Origin of the sequence: Streptomyces sp. RK62 (assembly GCF_018070255.1) — a bacterium.
GTDB classification, from domain to species: Bacteria; Actinomycetota; Actinomycetes; order Streptomycetales; family Streptomycetaceae; genus Streptomyces; species Streptomyces nigra.
This window is the reverse complement of the sequence record NZ_JAGPYD010000006.1, coordinates 374,320-387,881: the sequence shown is the minus strand read 5'-3', so window position 1 is coordinate 387,881 and position 13,562 is coordinate 374,320. Positions and strand designations below refer to the sequence as shown.

The 13,562-nt window shown below is 71.9% G+C and carries 15 protein-coding genes; 7 read left to right on the top strand and 8 right to left on the bottom strand.

The window, feature by feature from the left end:
• Window positions 1-56: 56 nt before the first annotated feature.
• From KBY32_RS14425 to KBY32_RS14400, 6 genes are all read right to left on the bottom strand, one after another.
• On the bottom strand, window positions 57-962 hold the full coding sequence (locus KBY32_RS14425) for a LysR family transcriptional regulator (RefSeq protein ID WP_210980309.1): 906 nt from the start codon (window positions 960-962) through the stop codon (window positions 57-59).
• A gap of 24 nt (window positions 963-986) precedes the next feature.
• Window positions 987-1,580 carry an antibiotic biosynthesis monooxygenase gene (locus tag KBY32_RS14420; RefSeq protein WP_210980308.1) on the bottom strand — a complete coding sequence of 198 codons (594 nt, stop codon included), beginning with the start codon at window positions 1,578-1,580 and terminating at the stop codon, window positions 987-989.
• Between the two features lie 567 nt (window positions 1,581-2,147).
• Complete coding sequence (locus KBY32_RS14415) at window positions 2,148-2,849, bottom strand: type 1 glutamine amidotransferase domain-containing protein (RefSeq protein ID WP_210980307.1); 702 nt, start codon at window positions 2,847-2,849, stop codon at window positions 2,148-2,150.
• A gap of 185 nt (window positions 2,850-3,034) precedes the next feature.
• Window positions 3,035-3,436 carry a DUF3662 domain-containing protein gene (locus KBY32_RS14410; protein ID WP_055619922.1) on the bottom strand — a complete coding sequence of 134 codons (402 nt, stop codon included), beginning with the start codon at window positions 3,434-3,436 and terminating at the stop codon, window positions 3,035-3,037.
• Between the two features lie 115 nt (window positions 3,437-3,551).
• On the bottom strand, window positions 3,552-4,667 hold the full coding sequence (locus KBY32_RS14405; RefSeq protein WP_210980306.1) for an alkene reductase: 1,116 nt from the start codon (window positions 4,665-4,667) through the stop codon (window positions 3,552-3,554).
• A 37-nt stretch (window positions 4,668-4,704) separates the two neighbouring features.
• A complete protein-coding gene (locus KBY32_RS14400) occupies window positions 4,705-5,307 on the bottom strand; it encodes an NADPH-dependent F420 reductase (RefSeq protein ID WP_210980305.1) in 603 nt (200 codons plus the stop codon).
• 98 nt (window positions 5,308-5,405) lie between these two features.
• Between KBY32_RS14400 and KBY32_RS14395 the strand changes: the two genes are divergently transcribed.
• Window positions 5,406-6,005 carry a TetR/AcrR family transcriptional regulator gene (locus KBY32_RS14395; protein ID WP_055619925.1) on the top strand — a complete coding sequence of 200 codons (600 nt, stop codon included), beginning with the start codon at window positions 5,406-5,408 and terminating at the stop codon, window positions 6,003-6,005.
• Window positions 6,006-6,011: 6 nt separating this feature from the next.
• Here KBY32_RS14395 and KBY32_RS14390 read toward each other — a convergent pair whose 3' ends face one another.
• Window positions 6,012-6,419: a hypothetical protein gene (locus KBY32_RS14390; protein ID WP_210980304.1), complete on the bottom strand. Its 408-nt coding sequence runs from the start codon at window positions 6,417-6,419 to the stop codon at window positions 6,012-6,014.
• A gap of 121 nt (window positions 6,420-6,540) precedes the next feature.
• On the opposite strand from KBY32_RS14390, the gene KBY32_RS14385 reads away from it, so the two are divergent.
• The gene (locus KBY32_RS14385) at window positions 6,541-6,939 is read left to right on the top strand and encodes a hypothetical protein (protein ID WP_210980303.1); all 399 of its coding nucleotides are present in this window, start codon (window positions 6,541-6,543) and stop codon (window positions 6,937-6,939) included.
• Between the two features lie 13 nt (window positions 6,940-6,952).
• On the opposite strand, the gene KBY32_RS14380 is transcribed toward KBY32_RS14385, so the two are convergent.
• The gene (locus KBY32_RS14380) at window positions 6,953-8,092 is read right to left on the bottom strand and encodes an NAD(P)/FAD-dependent oxidoreductase (protein ID WP_210980302.1); all 1,140 of its coding nucleotides are present in this window, start codon (window positions 8,090-8,092) and stop codon (window positions 6,953-6,955) included.
• A gap of 312 nt (window positions 8,093-8,404) precedes the next feature.
• Here KBY32_RS14380 and cseB point away from each other — a divergent pair, with 312 nt between their 5' ends.
• The 5 genes from cseB (at window position 8,405) to KBY32_RS14355 (ending at window position 13,543) form a co-directional block, all read left to right on the top strand.
• Window positions 8,405-9,133, top strand: coding sequence for a two-component system response regulator CseB (gene cseB, locus KBY32_RS14375; RefSeq protein WP_210980301.1), 729 nt, complete (start codon window positions 8,405-8,407; stop codon window positions 9,131-9,133).
• Between the two features lies 1 nt (window position 9,134).
• Window positions 9,135-10,391, top strand: a complete 1,257-nt coding sequence (locus KBY32_RS14370; protein WP_210980300.1) for a HAMP domain-containing sensor histidine kinase — start codon at window positions 9,135-9,137, stop codon at window positions 10,389-10,391.
• A 135-nt stretch (window positions 10,392-10,526) separates the two neighbouring features.
• A complete protein-coding gene (locus KBY32_RS14365; RefSeq protein WP_210980299.1) occupies window positions 10,527-11,516 on the top strand; it encodes a D-alanyl-D-alanine carboxypeptidase family protein in 990 nt (329 codons plus the stop codon).
• A 9-nt stretch (window positions 11,517-11,525) separates the two neighbouring features.
• The gene (locus KBY32_RS14360) at window positions 11,526-12,566 is read left to right on the top strand and encodes an endonuclease/exonuclease/phosphatase family protein (protein WP_210980298.1); all 1,041 of its coding nucleotides are present in this window, start codon (window positions 11,526-11,528) and stop codon (window positions 12,564-12,566) included.
• Between the two features lie 50 nt (window positions 12,567-12,616).
• The gene (locus KBY32_RS14355; RefSeq protein WP_055619933.1) at window positions 12,617-13,543 is read left to right on the top strand and encodes a MurR/RpiR family transcriptional regulator; all 927 of its coding nucleotides are present in this window, start codon (window positions 12,617-12,619) and stop codon (window positions 13,541-13,543) included.
• Window positions 13,544-13,562: the final 19 nt, after the last annotated feature.

Genomic DNA, 13,562 nt, shown 5'->3' with positions numbered 1-13,562 from the left:
CCCATGGCGCCCGCAGGAGGGAAACAGGGCGCGTCGCGCGCCCGGTCGCCTCCGGCTCAGAGCGCTCCCCACGCCGTGGCCGCGTCGGTGAGCTGCTCGCGTACGACGGTGAGGGCCGGGTTGGCCGGCGCGCCCCGCCGTACGGCGAGGTAGAGCGTGTTCAGTGGAGGCGCCTCCGAGCGGTGGAGCCGTACGACCCGGCCCGCCGCCAGGGCCGGTTCGGCGAGGTAGCGCGGGAGTGCCGAGATTCCCGCGCCCGCCTCCACGGCCGCCAGGACGGCACGCAGATCCGGGGCGACGAGGGCGACCGGGTTGGCGGGGCGGTGGCCGAACTCGCTGCGCCAGTAGCGGCGCAGGATCGGCAGCTCCTCCCCGTAGGCGACGAGTGGCAGCGCCGCCAGCGCCTCGGCGGGGTCGGTCCGCAGCCGCTCGGCGTCCACGGTGCGGGCCATCGACGGCGGGCCCACGAGCAGGAACTCCTCGTCGACGAGCGGGACGCCGAGAAGGGCTTGATGGGTAGGCCGGATGGACGACACGACGAGGTCCAGCCGGTCGGCGGCCAGGTCCGCGAGAAGAGCCTCCGCCAGACCGAAGGACGCCTGGAGATACAGACCGCGGCCGGTGAGCGGGGCGAGCGCCGGCAGTACCCGCAGGGTCATGATCTCGGCCGCGCCACCGATCCGTACCGTCCCGCGCAGCGGCGGCTCGGCCTCCGTGGAGCCCAGGACGTCCCGCAGGCTGTCCAGATGCAGACTCACCCGGGCCGCCAGGGCGGCCGCGCGAGGTGTGGGCGTGACCCCCTGCCGGGAGCGCAGGAACAGCGGCTCCCCGATCTGCTCCTCCAGGCGGGCCAGCTGACCGGTGACGGCGGGCTGTGTCACGCCCAGCCGCTGGGCGGCCGCGGACAGCGAGCCGGCGCGGTAGATCTCCAGGAACGTGGCCAGCAGGTCCAGGCTCGGCACGCGGTCTTCCTCCTCTCGAACGGGTCAGCGACGGGTGTCCGGATAGAGCCAGTTCCGGAAGAGCCGGCTGAGGCGGGGCATGATCAGGAACGTCAGCAGCGGTGCCGCCACCACGGGAAACGCCAGGGCCCGCAGCGGCAGTGGCCAGGACCCGAGGTGCGGGCTGAGGAGCCAGTTGATGAGGAGCGACACGGGGTAGGCGCCCAGCATGGTCATGAGGGTCGCCTTCCACTTCGGCGGGGCCTTGACCGGTTGCTCCGGCAGCCTGAACCAGGTCTCGGTCCCCGTGGTCTGCGGCGGCGACGTCGACACCTCGTGCGCGATCTCGTGGACGCGCCGGAGCCAGTCCTGCCGTTCGGGCAGTTGGACCCACTCCATGAGCCGATCCTCGTCGGTGAAGCGGAGGACGCTGTGGTAGACGCCCTGGCTCCCGTGCGGACGCAGCCAGGTCACACCGTCGTGGCCGCAGAACTCGCGTGCGCGGTCCGCGATCTCGTGCGTGAGCTCTTCGAACTCCTCCTCGCGGCCCCGCTGGACGGCCCAGCTGATGACGAGCGTGACGCCCTGTGGTTCGTCGGCGGCGGGCGTCGGCGGCGGGGACGCCGGTCGTCGCGTCATCGGGCCGTCCTTCCGGTGCGGGTGGTCAGTTCGTGGGCTCGGTCAGCAGGGTGTAGCGGACGGTCTGGGCGCGGATGAGGCCGTCGCGGAAGACGAAGGTGTCCACGCCTGCCTTTTGGCGGCGATCGTGTCGAGGTCTCCCGAACCGAGGGCCCGGACGTGGTCGCTGAAGGTCTCCTGAGGGCTGCGCGTCATCGAGGCGTGTCCGTTCGTGAGATCCGTGCCGCGGGTGCGGCACAGGAAGCATGTCAGGGGAGGTAGGCGATGCCGTGGGCGCCCTGCGTCGTGTCGGGGTCCCCCCGGGTCGACGTCCAGCACCGTGATCACGGAGCCGTCGACCAGCACCGTCAGCCGCCCGTCCTGGGGCACGCCCGCGGCGTCCGCGGGGGCGAGACCGACCAGGACCCGCCCGTCCGCGGCGACATGCACCGGGCAGCCGGGAGCGGCCAGCGGCTCACGCGCGACCTTTCGTCCATCGGGTAAGGAGGGGGAGGGATCGGCGGGGCCGGGGGAGGGGCTTCACGCCCTGCCCCCGGCCGTGTGCGCGTAGGCGCCGCCGCGCCCGGCTCAGGCGGAGAGGGTCTTGAGGACCGCCTCGGCGGTGGCCGTGCTCGACTGCGGGTTCTGACCGGTGATCAGGTTGCCGTCGACGACGACCGTGCTGCTCCAGGCGGCACCGGTACGGACGTCCGCGCCGCGCTCACGCAGCCGGGACTCGACGTAGTACGGCGTGTTGGCGCCGAGGCCGCCCTGGTTCTCCTCCTCGTCGGTGAACGAGGTCAGCGCGCGACCGGCGAAGGTGAAGGTGCCGTCCTCCTTGGTGGCGCTGAGCAGACCGGCGACACCGTGGCACAGGGCGGCCACCGTCTTGCCCTGCGCGACGGCCTCGTTCAGCAGAAGGCCGAGGTCGGCGTCCTGGGCGAGGTCGGTCATCGGCGCGTGGCCACCGGGGATGTAGACCGTGTCGTAGTCGTCCAGCGTGACGTCGGACAGCGACAGCGGAGCCGCGAGCGCGTCGGCGACACCGGCGAGGTACGACTCGAACTCGGCGGCGTCGGCCGCGGAGACGCCGCCCTGCTCGCTCAGGCTGAGGGCGTCCACGGTGGGCTTCGCGCCACCCGGCGTGGCGATGTCCACCGTCGCCCCGGCGGCCGTCAGCACACGGTGGGAGGCGGCGACCTCCTCGGCCCAGAAGCCGGTCGGGTGGGCGGAACCGTCGGCGAGCTCCAGCGTCGTGGCGGCGGAGACGACCATGAGGATCTTCGACATGAGTAGGCCTGGCCTTGTCAGTGGGAAACGGATGTCACGCGGTGAACCCGCGCGCCGTCCGGACGGGGTGCCCGGCGGCTGACGGGAACAACCCCACGATCCATCACCGATCTTCCACTGGCATTGCGAGAGCCATAAGGAAACTTATAGACGCCGCTCAGCGAGCCGCGGCGGGTGCGGTCGGGTCAGCCACCGACGGAGGGGAAGCCGACGGCGCTCACATGGGCCATGGCCCGGCTCGACACCCGGTAGCGGTCGTTGGGCACGTCACGGGACGTGGTCACGTGCACGGCCAGGGGCCCCGCCCACTCGTAGCCGCGGTGCGCGCCGTACTGCGCGAGCTTGTCGGTGAGCACCTGCCCCACCCGGGAGCGGTGGCCGCCGAGTTCGGCGTGGACGTGCTCGGCGAGCTCCACGTCGTAGGCGTTGGGGACCACGACACGGCTCTCGCTGCACACCACCGCATGCCGGTCGCACTCGCGCCGCAGCGCGGCCACCAGCTCGACCGGCTCCTTGCGGAACCACCGCTCGAAGAGCCGTCCTCCGACCCGCTCGAGCGCCTGCTCCCATCCGGTGAGGTTGCTCATCTGAACGCCACTCCTCTGTCCCGTCGTCAGTGCCTTGTGTCACGCGCTGCAGAAGCGGGTGCCCAGAACGCCGACTTCATTGCCTCGGGACGACGCTCGGATGGAAGTGCGCGTCTTAAGAGCCGGTCACGGTGGGGTAGTCCGTGTATCCGTTCACTCCACCGGCGTAGTACGTGTCGCGGTCGCCCTCGGCGAGGGGGTGGCCGTGCGTGAACCGCTCGACGAGGTCCGGGTTGGCGATGAAGGGGGCGCCGAAGGACACCGCGTCGGCGAGCCGCCGTTCGAGGAGGTCGTTGGCGGTCGCCTGGGTGAAGCCGAGGTTGGCGATGACGGAGCCGCCGTAGTGGGAGCGGAAGCGGGTGAACGCGGTGAGGGTGTCGTCGGTGTCCGGGTCGGGGGCCGGGCCGACGAGGTGGAGGTAGGCCAGGTCGGTGTCGTCGAGGCACTTCAGCAGCAGGTCGTAGTCGGCCAGCGTGTCGGCGTCCGCCGTGAAGGCCGGCCCGCCGTTCCAGTACGGGGAGAGCTTGACGCCGACCCGCTCGCCGCCCCACACGTCGCTCACCGCGTCCACGAGGTCGAGGAGGAACTGGGCGCGCTTCTCGGTCGTACCGCCGTAGGCGTCGGTGCGCTGGTTGAGGCGGGGGTTGAGGAACTGGGCGATGAGATGGGACCCCTGTGCGTGGATCTCCAGGCCGTCGAACCCGGCGCGCCGGGCGTTGGCGGCGGCCTGACGATAGCTGCGGATCGTGTCCGCGATCTCCGCGCTCGTCAGGGCGCGGGGTGTGACGGTGGCCTTCGGGCCGTCGGGGGTGAAGGACGTCTCCTGGGGGTTGACGGCCGAGGGGCCGACGGGGAGGCGGCCGCCCTGGTGGTCGGGGTGCGAGACGGCGCCGAGATGGCCGATCTGGGAGACGATCCGGCCTCCCGCCGCGTGCACGGCGTCGGTGACCTGGGCCCAGCCGGTGGTCTGGGCGTCGGTGTAGATGCCGGGGACGTGGATGTAGCCGATCGCGTCCGGGTTGACCCAGGTTCCCTCGCTGATGAGCAGACCGGCGCTCGCGCGCTGGGTGTAGTAGGTGGCGTGCAGATCGGTGGGGGTCAGTTCGGGGTTGGCGGCCCGGGCGCGGGTCATGGGCGCCATGACGACCCGGTTGGGCAGTTCGAGCGCGCCCAGACGGACGGGGCGCAGGAGGGGCTGGGTGGTGGTGGGGGCTGGCGTCTGGTCGGACATGAAGTTCTGTCTCCTGAACGGGAGTTGGGGGAGAAGGTCAGTCCTGCTTGAGGACATGGAGGCCGGACAGGGGGCCGCCGAGCTGGAGGAGCCGGCCTCCTTCGCGCAGGCTGCCGACGTCGACGGGCGCGAAGCCGAACTCCGAGGTCAGCCGCACCACGGTGTCCTTGGCGCCGGCGTCGTCACCGGCCAGGAACAGCACCTGGCGCCCGGCCTCATGGCGCGGGTCGGCTGCGATGTACCGCGCGAACAGGGAGTTGAAGGCCTTCACCACGCGTGCGCCGGGGAGGAGCGAGGCCACGTACTCGCTGCCGGTGATCTCGCCCAGGTCGGCGACCGTCGGGCGCGGGTGCAGGGTGGCGAACTGATTGGTGGCGTCGATGACGACCGTCCCGTCCAGGGACGGGAGTTGGGCGGCCACATCGGGGATCTGCGGCCAGCCGACCGCCAGGACGACGAGGTCCGCCATGGCGGCCTCGGCGGGGGTCGCGGCGGACGCGAGCGGGCCGAGGTCCTGCACCAAGGGGGTCAGGGAGTCGGGTCCCCGGCTGTTGCTGAGGACGACCTCGTGGCCGTGCCGGAGCGCGTGCCGGGCGATGGCCTGGGCGATGGTCCCGGCTCCGAGCATGCCGATCTTCATCAGGGAGCTCCAGTTTTAATGACGAGCATCATCAAAATAATGATGAGAGGTAACCTTGAAAACGTCAAACGCGGTGCGGTCGGCGAAGGAGAGCGGGCATGCCACGGATCACCAGGGAAGAGAAGGCCAGAAACCGGCAGAACATCGTGGAGGCGGCCGGGCGGCTGTTCCGCGCACAGGGCATCGACGCCGTCGGGATCGCCGACCTGATGAAGGAGGCGGGCCTGACCCACGGCGGCTTCTACAACCACTTCGCGTCCAAGGATGACCTGGCCGCGGAGGTGTGCAACGCGTCCTTCGCGTCGTCCCTGGGCGTGCTGGCGCAGGCCGTGGAGGCGGGTGACGAGCCCACCGGCTCACCGCTGCGCAGGGTGGTGGACGACTACCTCTCGCCCGAGCACCGCGACGCCCCGGATGGAGGCTGCCCCTCCGCCTCCCTGGTGATCGACGCCGGACGCCACGACGACACGATTCAGCGCCCGTACGCGGGTGGTGTGGAGGGCTATCTGGCGGGATTCGCCGGTGAGTTCGCGCGCGAGGCGGACGAGGAGCTCACTCCGCGGGAGGCCCGCGAGCGGGCGGTCCTGCTGCTCAGCCAGATGGTCGGCGCGATGGTGCTGGCCCGCGCGGTGCGGCACGTCGAGCCCGGGCTGTCCGACGAGATCCTGGAGACATGCCGGGCGCACGCACTCGACTGAGCGCCCTCAGCCGTGCCCGTACGGCACGACGACGATCTGCACGTCGTCCTCGTAGACGACCTGTCCCGGATCCGTGGAACGCAGCACCTGGCAGTCGACGCCGTGCGCGGCCAGGATCTCCAGATAGCCGGGGACGCGAGCGAGGAGATGCGTGGCCGACGGCTTGAACCATGCCGCGGCACCCGGGTTGACCTCGTCGTCGTAGACGGTGGGGTCGATGGTGGAGGGGTCGGTGTACGCCGCGTCGTACCACTTGTTGTTGAGGCGCCGGAACGCCTCCTGCTCCTCTGACAGCCTGCCCTCCCGAGCGAGGTTGTTCACGAGCCCGAAGACCCCGGTGAACCGACCTCGGTCGTTGCGATGTGGCGACTGGAACCGCAGGTACTGAACGCCCTCGCTGTCACTGATCCCCATCGGCACATCCTCGCACCGTCCTGTGCAGCGGCGATGCCGTTCGAGTGTCAGTGCCGGGACGACCTGTGCCAAGGTGTCAGCCGCATCAGCCGCCCGGGGATCTCACCTTCAGGAGGAGCCAGTGCCGCATCCGGAACCGCTCACCCCCGAGGAGAAACTCACCGAGGCGAAGGATCTGTTGAGCCTGCCGCGGATCGTCGCGATCTGCGGCTCCACCCGTTTCATGGCGGAGATGCACGAGGCCGATGTGCGGGAGACCGAAGCCGGCAGGATCGTCGTCAAACCGGGCTGCGACCTGAAGTCACCGCACCCGCTCTGGTCCGATCCGGACCAGGCCGAAGCGCTGAAGGCCCGGCTCGACGAACTGCACCGGGCGAAGATCCGGCTCGCCGACGAGGTGCTGATCGTCGGCGACCACATCGGGGACAGCACCCGGGCCGAGATCGCCTACGCCCGGTGGCTGGGCCGGCCCGTGCGGTTCACGCACCCGGAGGTCGACCCCGGCCCGTCTCCTCGGTGAGGGACGTCGGCCGTCACTCTGCGGCCTGGGTGCCCTCCTGGCTCTTCTCGAAGAGGGCGACCAAACCGTGAGCCGTGTTCTCCGGGGAGTCGAGCCCGGGCATGACGTGCTCCTCGACCTCGGCGGCGCGGGCGAACATCGCCTCCTCGTACTCCCTGAGGGCCCTGTCGACGTCCTCGGGGTGCGCGGAGAGGGCTTTGCCGAGTTCGGCGCCGTCCAGCAGGGCGAGGTTGGCGCCCTCGCCATTGGGTGCCGCGAGATGGGCGGCGTCACCGAGCAGGGTCACGCCCGGCACCCTGTCCCACCGATGCCCGGTCGGCAGGGCGTACAGCGGGCGCAGGACCGGTGGGACGTCGCTTTCCGTGATCAGGGCGGTGAGTTCGGGAGCCCAGCCGGCGAACTCCTGCGCGACGCGTGCGAGGGCGGTGGCGGGGTCGGAGGCATCGATCGCGGCGAACCAGTCCCGCGGCTTCGAGAGACCCACGTAGGCGTGCAGGGTGTCGCCCTTCTCCCGGTGGGCGAATATCTCCCTGCCCGGTGACGGCGCGAGCAGCATGCCGCCGCCGACCGCCTTCGCGGCGGCCGGATGGCGGGTGTCGGCGTCGAACAGGTAGGTCTCCACCACCGTCTTGCCGGTGTACTCGGGCGTCGCGCCGGACAGCAGCGGCCGTACGCGCGACCAGGCCCCGTCCGCGCCGACCAGCAGGCCGGTGACGACCGTGCCGCCGTCCGCGAACGTCACCTCGTGACGGCCCGTGCCGAGCGCACGGACGCCGGTGACCTTGTGCCCCCACCGCACGGTGCCCGCGGGCAGGGAGTCGAGCAGCAACTGCCGCAGATCGCCGCGCTGCACCTCGGGGCGCCCACCCGTGCCGTCGTCGGGGACCTCCATCACGACCGTTCCGTCCCGGTCGAGGACGCGCGTCGCCTGCCTGCCCTCCACGACGATCGCCCGGAACTCGCCCATGAGCCCGGCCGCCTCGACGGCGAGCTGCCCGTTGTAGTCGTGGATGTCGAGCAGCCCGCCCTGCACACGGGCCGAGGGGGACGGCTCCGCCTCGTAGACGGTGACGGGGACGGCGTGCAGGTGCAGGACACGGGCCAGCGTCAGCCCGCCGAGTCCGGCGCCGATGATCGTCACTGGGGTCCGCATGGTGTGGCTCCTTCGTCCGCGTGCCGCCGGTGGGTTCCGGTCGGCCTCCGCTGCCCAAGGTGCCGAGCGCCGCCGACAGGCCGCCGACAGCGGGTCGACCGTGCCGACAGTGCCCCGACAGCAGACCGACAGCGCGGCCGTACGCCGTGATCGCGAGCGGGCGCAGACGCTCCCCGATACACGGCTGATACAGGGCTGAGCTGTGACGGATGCACGGTCGCGGGGTGCGGCGGACATAATTGCGGACCTGGACGACAGGCCGCCGCGTGTGCGACGTGGGCGGTGTACGGCACGGAAGGAAGGTCGGGCCCCATGGCTGACGGGGACACCCCGGCACCCGTGTCGATCCTGCTGGTCGAGGACGACGAGGTCATCCGCAGGTCGGTCGCGCTGGCGCTGGAGCGCTACGGCTACCGGGTCACCAGCGCCGCCGACGGTCTGACCGGACTCGAACGGTTCCGGGAGGGCGGCCACGACCTGCTGCTGCTCGACGTGATGCTGCCCGGCCTCGACGGCATCGGGCTGTGCCGCCGGATCAGGGAGACCAGCATGGCCCCGATCCTGATCATGTCCGCGCGCGGCGACGCCCTGGACGTCGTCTCCGGGCTGGAGGCGGGCGCGGACGACTACGTCGTCAAGCCCGTCGACACGGCGGTCCTGGTGGCCCGTATCCGCTCCCTCCTGCGGCGGGCCGTGTACGCCCCCACCGCCGACCGGACCCGGGTGGGACCGGAGCCGTCACCGGCCGACACCGGCACCCGGCTCGTCTTCGGCGACCTCGTCATCGACACCGCGGGACTCGAGGTCGCGGTGGCGGGGCGTCCCGTCGCGCTGGCCCCCACCGAGCTGCGGCTGCTGCTCGAGTTCGCCGCCAACCCCGGCATCGTCCTCGACCGGCAGACCCTGCTGCGCAACGTCTGGGACTACGGCTGGGACGGCGACAGCCGCGTGGTCGACCTGTGCGTGCAACGACTGCGCAGGAAGATCGGAGCCGAGCGCGTCGAGACGGTACGCGGCTTCGGCTACAAGCTGCGGCGCTGACATGGACTTCATACGCGACCTGCGCAACTGGCGTTCGCTGCGCTGGAAGATCGCCCTGCTCGTCGCCGTCTGCTGCTGCGCGGTGGCGCTGACCGTCGGCCGGCTGGTGCACTCCAGCACCCTCGAACGGTCCATGAACGACGGCGGCGCCAAGGCCGTCGAGTCGCTGAGCCGGGCGCTGGAGGACTACGAGCGCGACGGCACCCCGCCGACCGGACTCCACCTCACCCCCGGCGCCCTGCCCGACGAACTGCTGCACCGGCTGCGTTCGGATCGGGACGCGAGCGGCGGCTACGTCACCTGGTACGACGGGGACGACCCCGGTGACCACCCGTCGATGTGGGCGGCGAGGACGTACCGCGGCGAGCCGGTCGCCGTGGAAACCGACATGACGAGCGACCTGCTCACCCGCCGTGCCCTGGACCGGCACATGTGGAAGTACTCGCTGCTCACCCTGGGTGTCGCCGTGCCCTTGGCGGCACTCGCCGCCGAACTGCCGCACCGGCGACTGCGGCGCGTGGCGCGCACCGCCCGCCGGATCGCCGCCGGTGACCTCACCGCCCGCACCGGGTCCGGCGGCCGGGGCGGTGACGAGATCACCGACATCTCGGCCACAGTCGACTCGATGGCCGACAGCCTGCACCAGCGGCTGCTGACCGAGCAGCGCTTCACGGCGGACGTCGCGCACGAACTGCGCACCCCGCTGATGGGCCTGGTCACCGCGAGCGGACTGCTGCCCGAGGGCGAGGCCACCGAACTGGTCCAGGACCGGGTCCACGTCCTGCGGACCCTGGTCGAGGACCTGCTGGAGATCTCCCGGCTGGACGCGGGCGCCGAGCGGGCCGACGTCAGGCGCGTGCCGCTGGCCGAGGCGCTCGCGGAGTCACTGAGCCGTACGGGACTGGAGACACCGCTGACCGAGGAGGACGCCGCGTCCGTGGAGACCGACCCGAGGCGTCTCGACCGTATCGTGACCAACCTGGTCGTCAACGCCCATCGGCACGGGCGGCACCCCGTCACCGTGACGGTGACCGGCGCGACGGTGACCGTACGGGACCACGGGCCCGGCTTCCCCGCCGAACTGCTCACCGACGGACCCCAGCGCTTCCGCACCGGGACACCGGAACGGGGCCGCGGCCAGGGCCTGGGCCTCACCATCGCCCTCGGCCAGGCCCGGGTCATCGGAGCGTCCCTGTCGTTCGCGAACGCCCCCGAAGGCGGGGCCGTGGCCACCCTGCGCCTGCCCCCATCCGCCTGACGCGCCTCCCTGTTACGTGACGGATGCACGGCTGAGCGGAAGCGAAGACTCGGGTACGGCCGTCCGGACATCCGTCCCGCCCACAGTGACCGATGTGCGTGAACGCCGCGCACCGAGCCCTGTGGAGGTACCCCCATGCCCGAGCCTCAACTGCGCCCCCGTCATGGCTCCTTGTGGCGCCGCCCCCTGCTCCTCTCGACCGGCACCCTGTCCCTGGCCGGCCTGCTGGCCCTCGGCGTCGTCCACCTGGACGGCGGGGACCGGGCGGGCACCGCCGGCGCGACGGCCCGTACGCCCTGGGCGGCCGAGCTGCCCTGGCCCCGGGAGGGGCAGGCCGCGGTACGGATCAACGGCGTGGGCGACCTGGGCTCCCACGGCCCGCAGACGCCGGTGCCGATCGCATCCGTCACGAAGGTGATGACGGCTTACGTCATCCTGCGCGACCACCCGCTGCGGGACGGCGACTCCGGTCCCAGCATCACCGTCGACCGGCGGGCCGCAGAGGAGTCGGTCTCCGGTGTGGAGTCCACCGTCCCGCTGGAGCGTGGACAGCGGCTGAGCGAGCGGCGGCTGCTGGAACTGATGCTGGTGCCGTCGGGGAACAACGTGGCCCGGCTGCTGGCCCGTTGGGACGCCGGTTCGGAGGAGGCGTTCGTGAAGAAGATGAACCGTGCCGCCGACGCGCTCGGCATGCACCGGACCACCTACACCGGGGCCAGCGGCTTCGAGCCCACGACCACGAGCACGGCCGCCGACCAGCTGAAACTGGCCCGCCAGGTGATGCGGGACAAGGCGTTCCGGGCCGTCGTCTCGAAGCCCCGCACCACCGTTCCGAGCACCTCCCGCACCCTCCCCAACACCAACACCCTGCTGGACACCCCCGGCGTGGTCGGCATCAAGACCGGTTCCAGCACACCGGCGGGCGGCGCGCTGATGTGGGCGGTGACGGTGCCCGACGGGCGGGGGCGGGAGCACCTGGCCCTCGGTGTCGTGCTGCACCAGCGCGCCGGCACCAGTCCGCAGGAGGGTCTGATCGCCGTCTTCGACAGCAGCCGGGCACTCATCGAGGCGGTCCGGGACCGGATGTCGGCGACCGAGGCCGCTCTCGCCGCGAACGCCAGGTGAGGCGGAGCCATGACCACGGTCCTCGCCCCCTCGCCCAGCTCGACCCCACCACCGCCCGCCCGGCCGCGCCGTTACGACGGCGTATGGCGCCGGGGACGGATCATCGCCCTGCTCGCCGCTCTGACGGCCTCCCTCATGCTGGGGCACTCCTTGATCCCTGCCGGGCCCGGGCATCTCGGAAGTCTGGTCGAGACGTTCCTGCCCTGGACGGGCCTCGCGGTCCCGCTGCTCCTCCTGTGCGCGGCGATCCGGCGCTCCGCCACGGCCGCCGTGGCCGTGCTGGTCCCCGCGCTCGTGTGGTGCTCCCTCTTCGGCGGGCGCTGTCTCGACAAGCGCGCGCCCGGCGGGGACCTGACCGTCGTGACGCACAACGTCAACGAACACAATCCGCACCCGGCCCGCACGGCCCGCGCCCTGGCCGCGACCGGTGCCGACGTGGTGGCCCTGGAGGAGCTGGGGGACAGCACACCCGTCTACGAGCGGACGCTGGCCACCGGTCACCCGTATCACTCGGTGCGGGGCACGGTCGGGCTGTGGAGCCGCTACCCCCTCGCCGACACCCGAACGGTCGACATCGCACCCTGGCCGCGCGCCCTGCGGGCCACCGTCCGCACCCCCGAGGGGCCGGTGGCCGTGTACGTCGCCCATCTGTCGTCCGTCCGTTTCACGGCTACGTCGGGGTTCGGCACGGGCGCACGGGACGCCGGTGCCCACCGCCTCGCCGCCGCGCTGAGCACCGAGCGGCTGGCCCGGACCGTCGTCGTCGGCGACTTCAACGGCACCACGGACGACGACGCCCTGTCCGTCCTGACGGCGCGCCTGCGCTCGGCTCAGGACGCGGCCGGGGACGGCTTCGGCCTGAGCTGGCCGGCCTCGTTCCCGCTGGCCCGGATCGACCACATCCTCGTACGGGGTATGGAGCCGCGATCGGCCTGGACGCTGCCCGCCACCGACAGCGATCACCTACCGGTGGCGGCCTCCCTGCGGCTGAGTGGAGGGCCATGCCCCAGGTCCGAGGCCGAAACGGCCGCGCCCCCGCGTTGTGATTAACTGCCTGACGTGGTGCGTAAGCGCCCGTGGTCCGGTGGAGGAGGAAGCGGATGAGCCGCCGGGACGAGCCCTCGACGACGTCAGAGCGCGGCCCTGCAGGCGGAAGCGGAGCCGACGCCGTCACCCGTATCCGCGCCGGCCGCCCCACACTGCCGCCCTCCCTGCGGCGGGTCGCCGACGCCGTGATCGCGGACCCGGCGGGCAGTTCGGAACTCTCCATCGGCGCGCTGGCCGAGCGGGCGGCCACGTCACCCGCCACCGTACTGCGGTTCTGCCGGACGCTCGGCTTCGGCAGCTATCCCCAGTTGCGCCTCGCGCTGGCCGCCGCGGTCGCGCACGAGCGTGCGGTGGGCGGGGAGCAGTCGGCGCTCGGGACGGACATCGATCCCTCCGACAGCCTGGAACAGATCGTCAAGAAGATCATCTACAACGAGGTCCGTGCCCTCGACGAGACGTCCCGCAGCGTGGACCCGTCCGTCCTCGGCCGAGCCGTGGACGCCATCACCGGGGCCCGGCGCATCGACATCTTCGGCGTCGGAGCCAGCGCGTTCGTCGGCCAGGACCTGCACCAGAAGCTGCATCGCATCGGCCACATCGCGTTCGTCTGGACGGACGTGCACGCCGCCCTGACGGCGACCGCCCTGCTGGGCCCCGGCGACGTGGCGATCGGCATCTCGCACTCGGGGGAGACGGAGGACACGGTCGAGCCGCTGACGGTGGCCGCGGCACGGGGAGCCACCACGGTCGCCCTCACCAACTTCCCGCAGTCACCTTTGGCGCAGGCGGCCGACCTGGTCCTGACGACGTCCGCCCGCGAGACCCCGTTCCGCTCAGGCGCAACGGTCAGCCGAATCGCCCAACTGGCGCTGGTCGACTGCCTGTTCGTGGCCGTGGCGCAACGGTCGTACGACGCGGCGGCGGAGGCACTCCAGGAGACGTACACCGCGGTGCAGCGCCGACGAAAGCGACACCCGTAGTCCGCCGGGCCCTGCGGGC

Excerpts from the sequence above, each read along its gene's own strand:
- KBY32_RS14420 (WP_210980308.1), bottom strand. The coding sequence starts at position 1,580 with ATGACGCGACGACCGGCGTCCCCGCCGCCGACGCCCGCCGCCGACGAA.
- KBY32_RS14415 (WP_210980307.1), bottom strand. The coding sequence starts at position 2,849 with ATGTCGAAGATCCTCATGGTCGTCTCCGCCGCCACGACGCTGGAGCTC.
- KBY32_RS14410 (WP_055619922.1), bottom strand. The coding sequence starts at position 3,436 with ATGAGCAACCTCACCGGATGGGAGCAGGCGCTCGAGCGGGTCGGAGGA.
- KBY32_RS14405 (WP_210980306.1), bottom strand. The coding sequence starts at position 4,667 with ATGTCCGACCAGACGCCAGCCCCCACCACCACCCAGCCCCTCCTGCGC.
- KBY32_RS14400 (WP_210980305.1), bottom strand. The coding sequence starts at position 5,307 with ATGAAGATCGGCATGCTCGGAGCCGGGACCATCGCCCAGGCCATCGCC.
- KBY32_RS14395 (WP_055619925.1), top strand. The coding sequence starts at position 5,406 with ATGCCACGGATCACCAGGGAAGAGAAGGCCAGAAACCGGCAGAACATC.
- KBY32_RS14390 (WP_210980304.1), bottom strand. The coding sequence starts at position 6,419 with ATGGGGATCAGTGACAGCGAGGGCGTTCAGTACCTGCGGTTCCAGTCG.
- KBY32_RS14380 (WP_210980302.1), bottom strand. The coding sequence starts at position 8,092 with ATGCGGACCCCAGTGACGATCATCGGCGCCGGACTCGGCGGGCTGACG.
- cseB (WP_210980301.1), top strand. The coding sequence starts at position 8,405 with ATGGCTGACGGGGACACCCCGGCACCCGTGTCGATCCTGCTGGTCGAG.
- KBY32_RS14370 (WP_210980300.1), top strand. The coding sequence starts at position 9,135 with ATGGACTTCATACGCGACCTGCGCAACTGGCGTTCGCTGCGCTGGAAG.
- KBY32_RS14365 (WP_210980299.1), top strand. The coding sequence starts at position 10,527 with ATGCCCGAGCCTCAACTGCGCCCCCGTCATGGCTCCTTGTGGCGCCGC.
- KBY32_RS14360 (WP_210980298.1), top strand. The coding sequence starts at position 11,526 with ATGACCACGGTCCTCGCCCCCTCGCCCAGCTCGACCCCACCACCGCCC.
- KBY32_RS14355 (WP_055619933.1), top strand. The coding sequence starts at position 12,617 with ATGAGCCGCCGGGACGAGCCCTCGACGACGTCAGAGCGCGGCCCTGCA.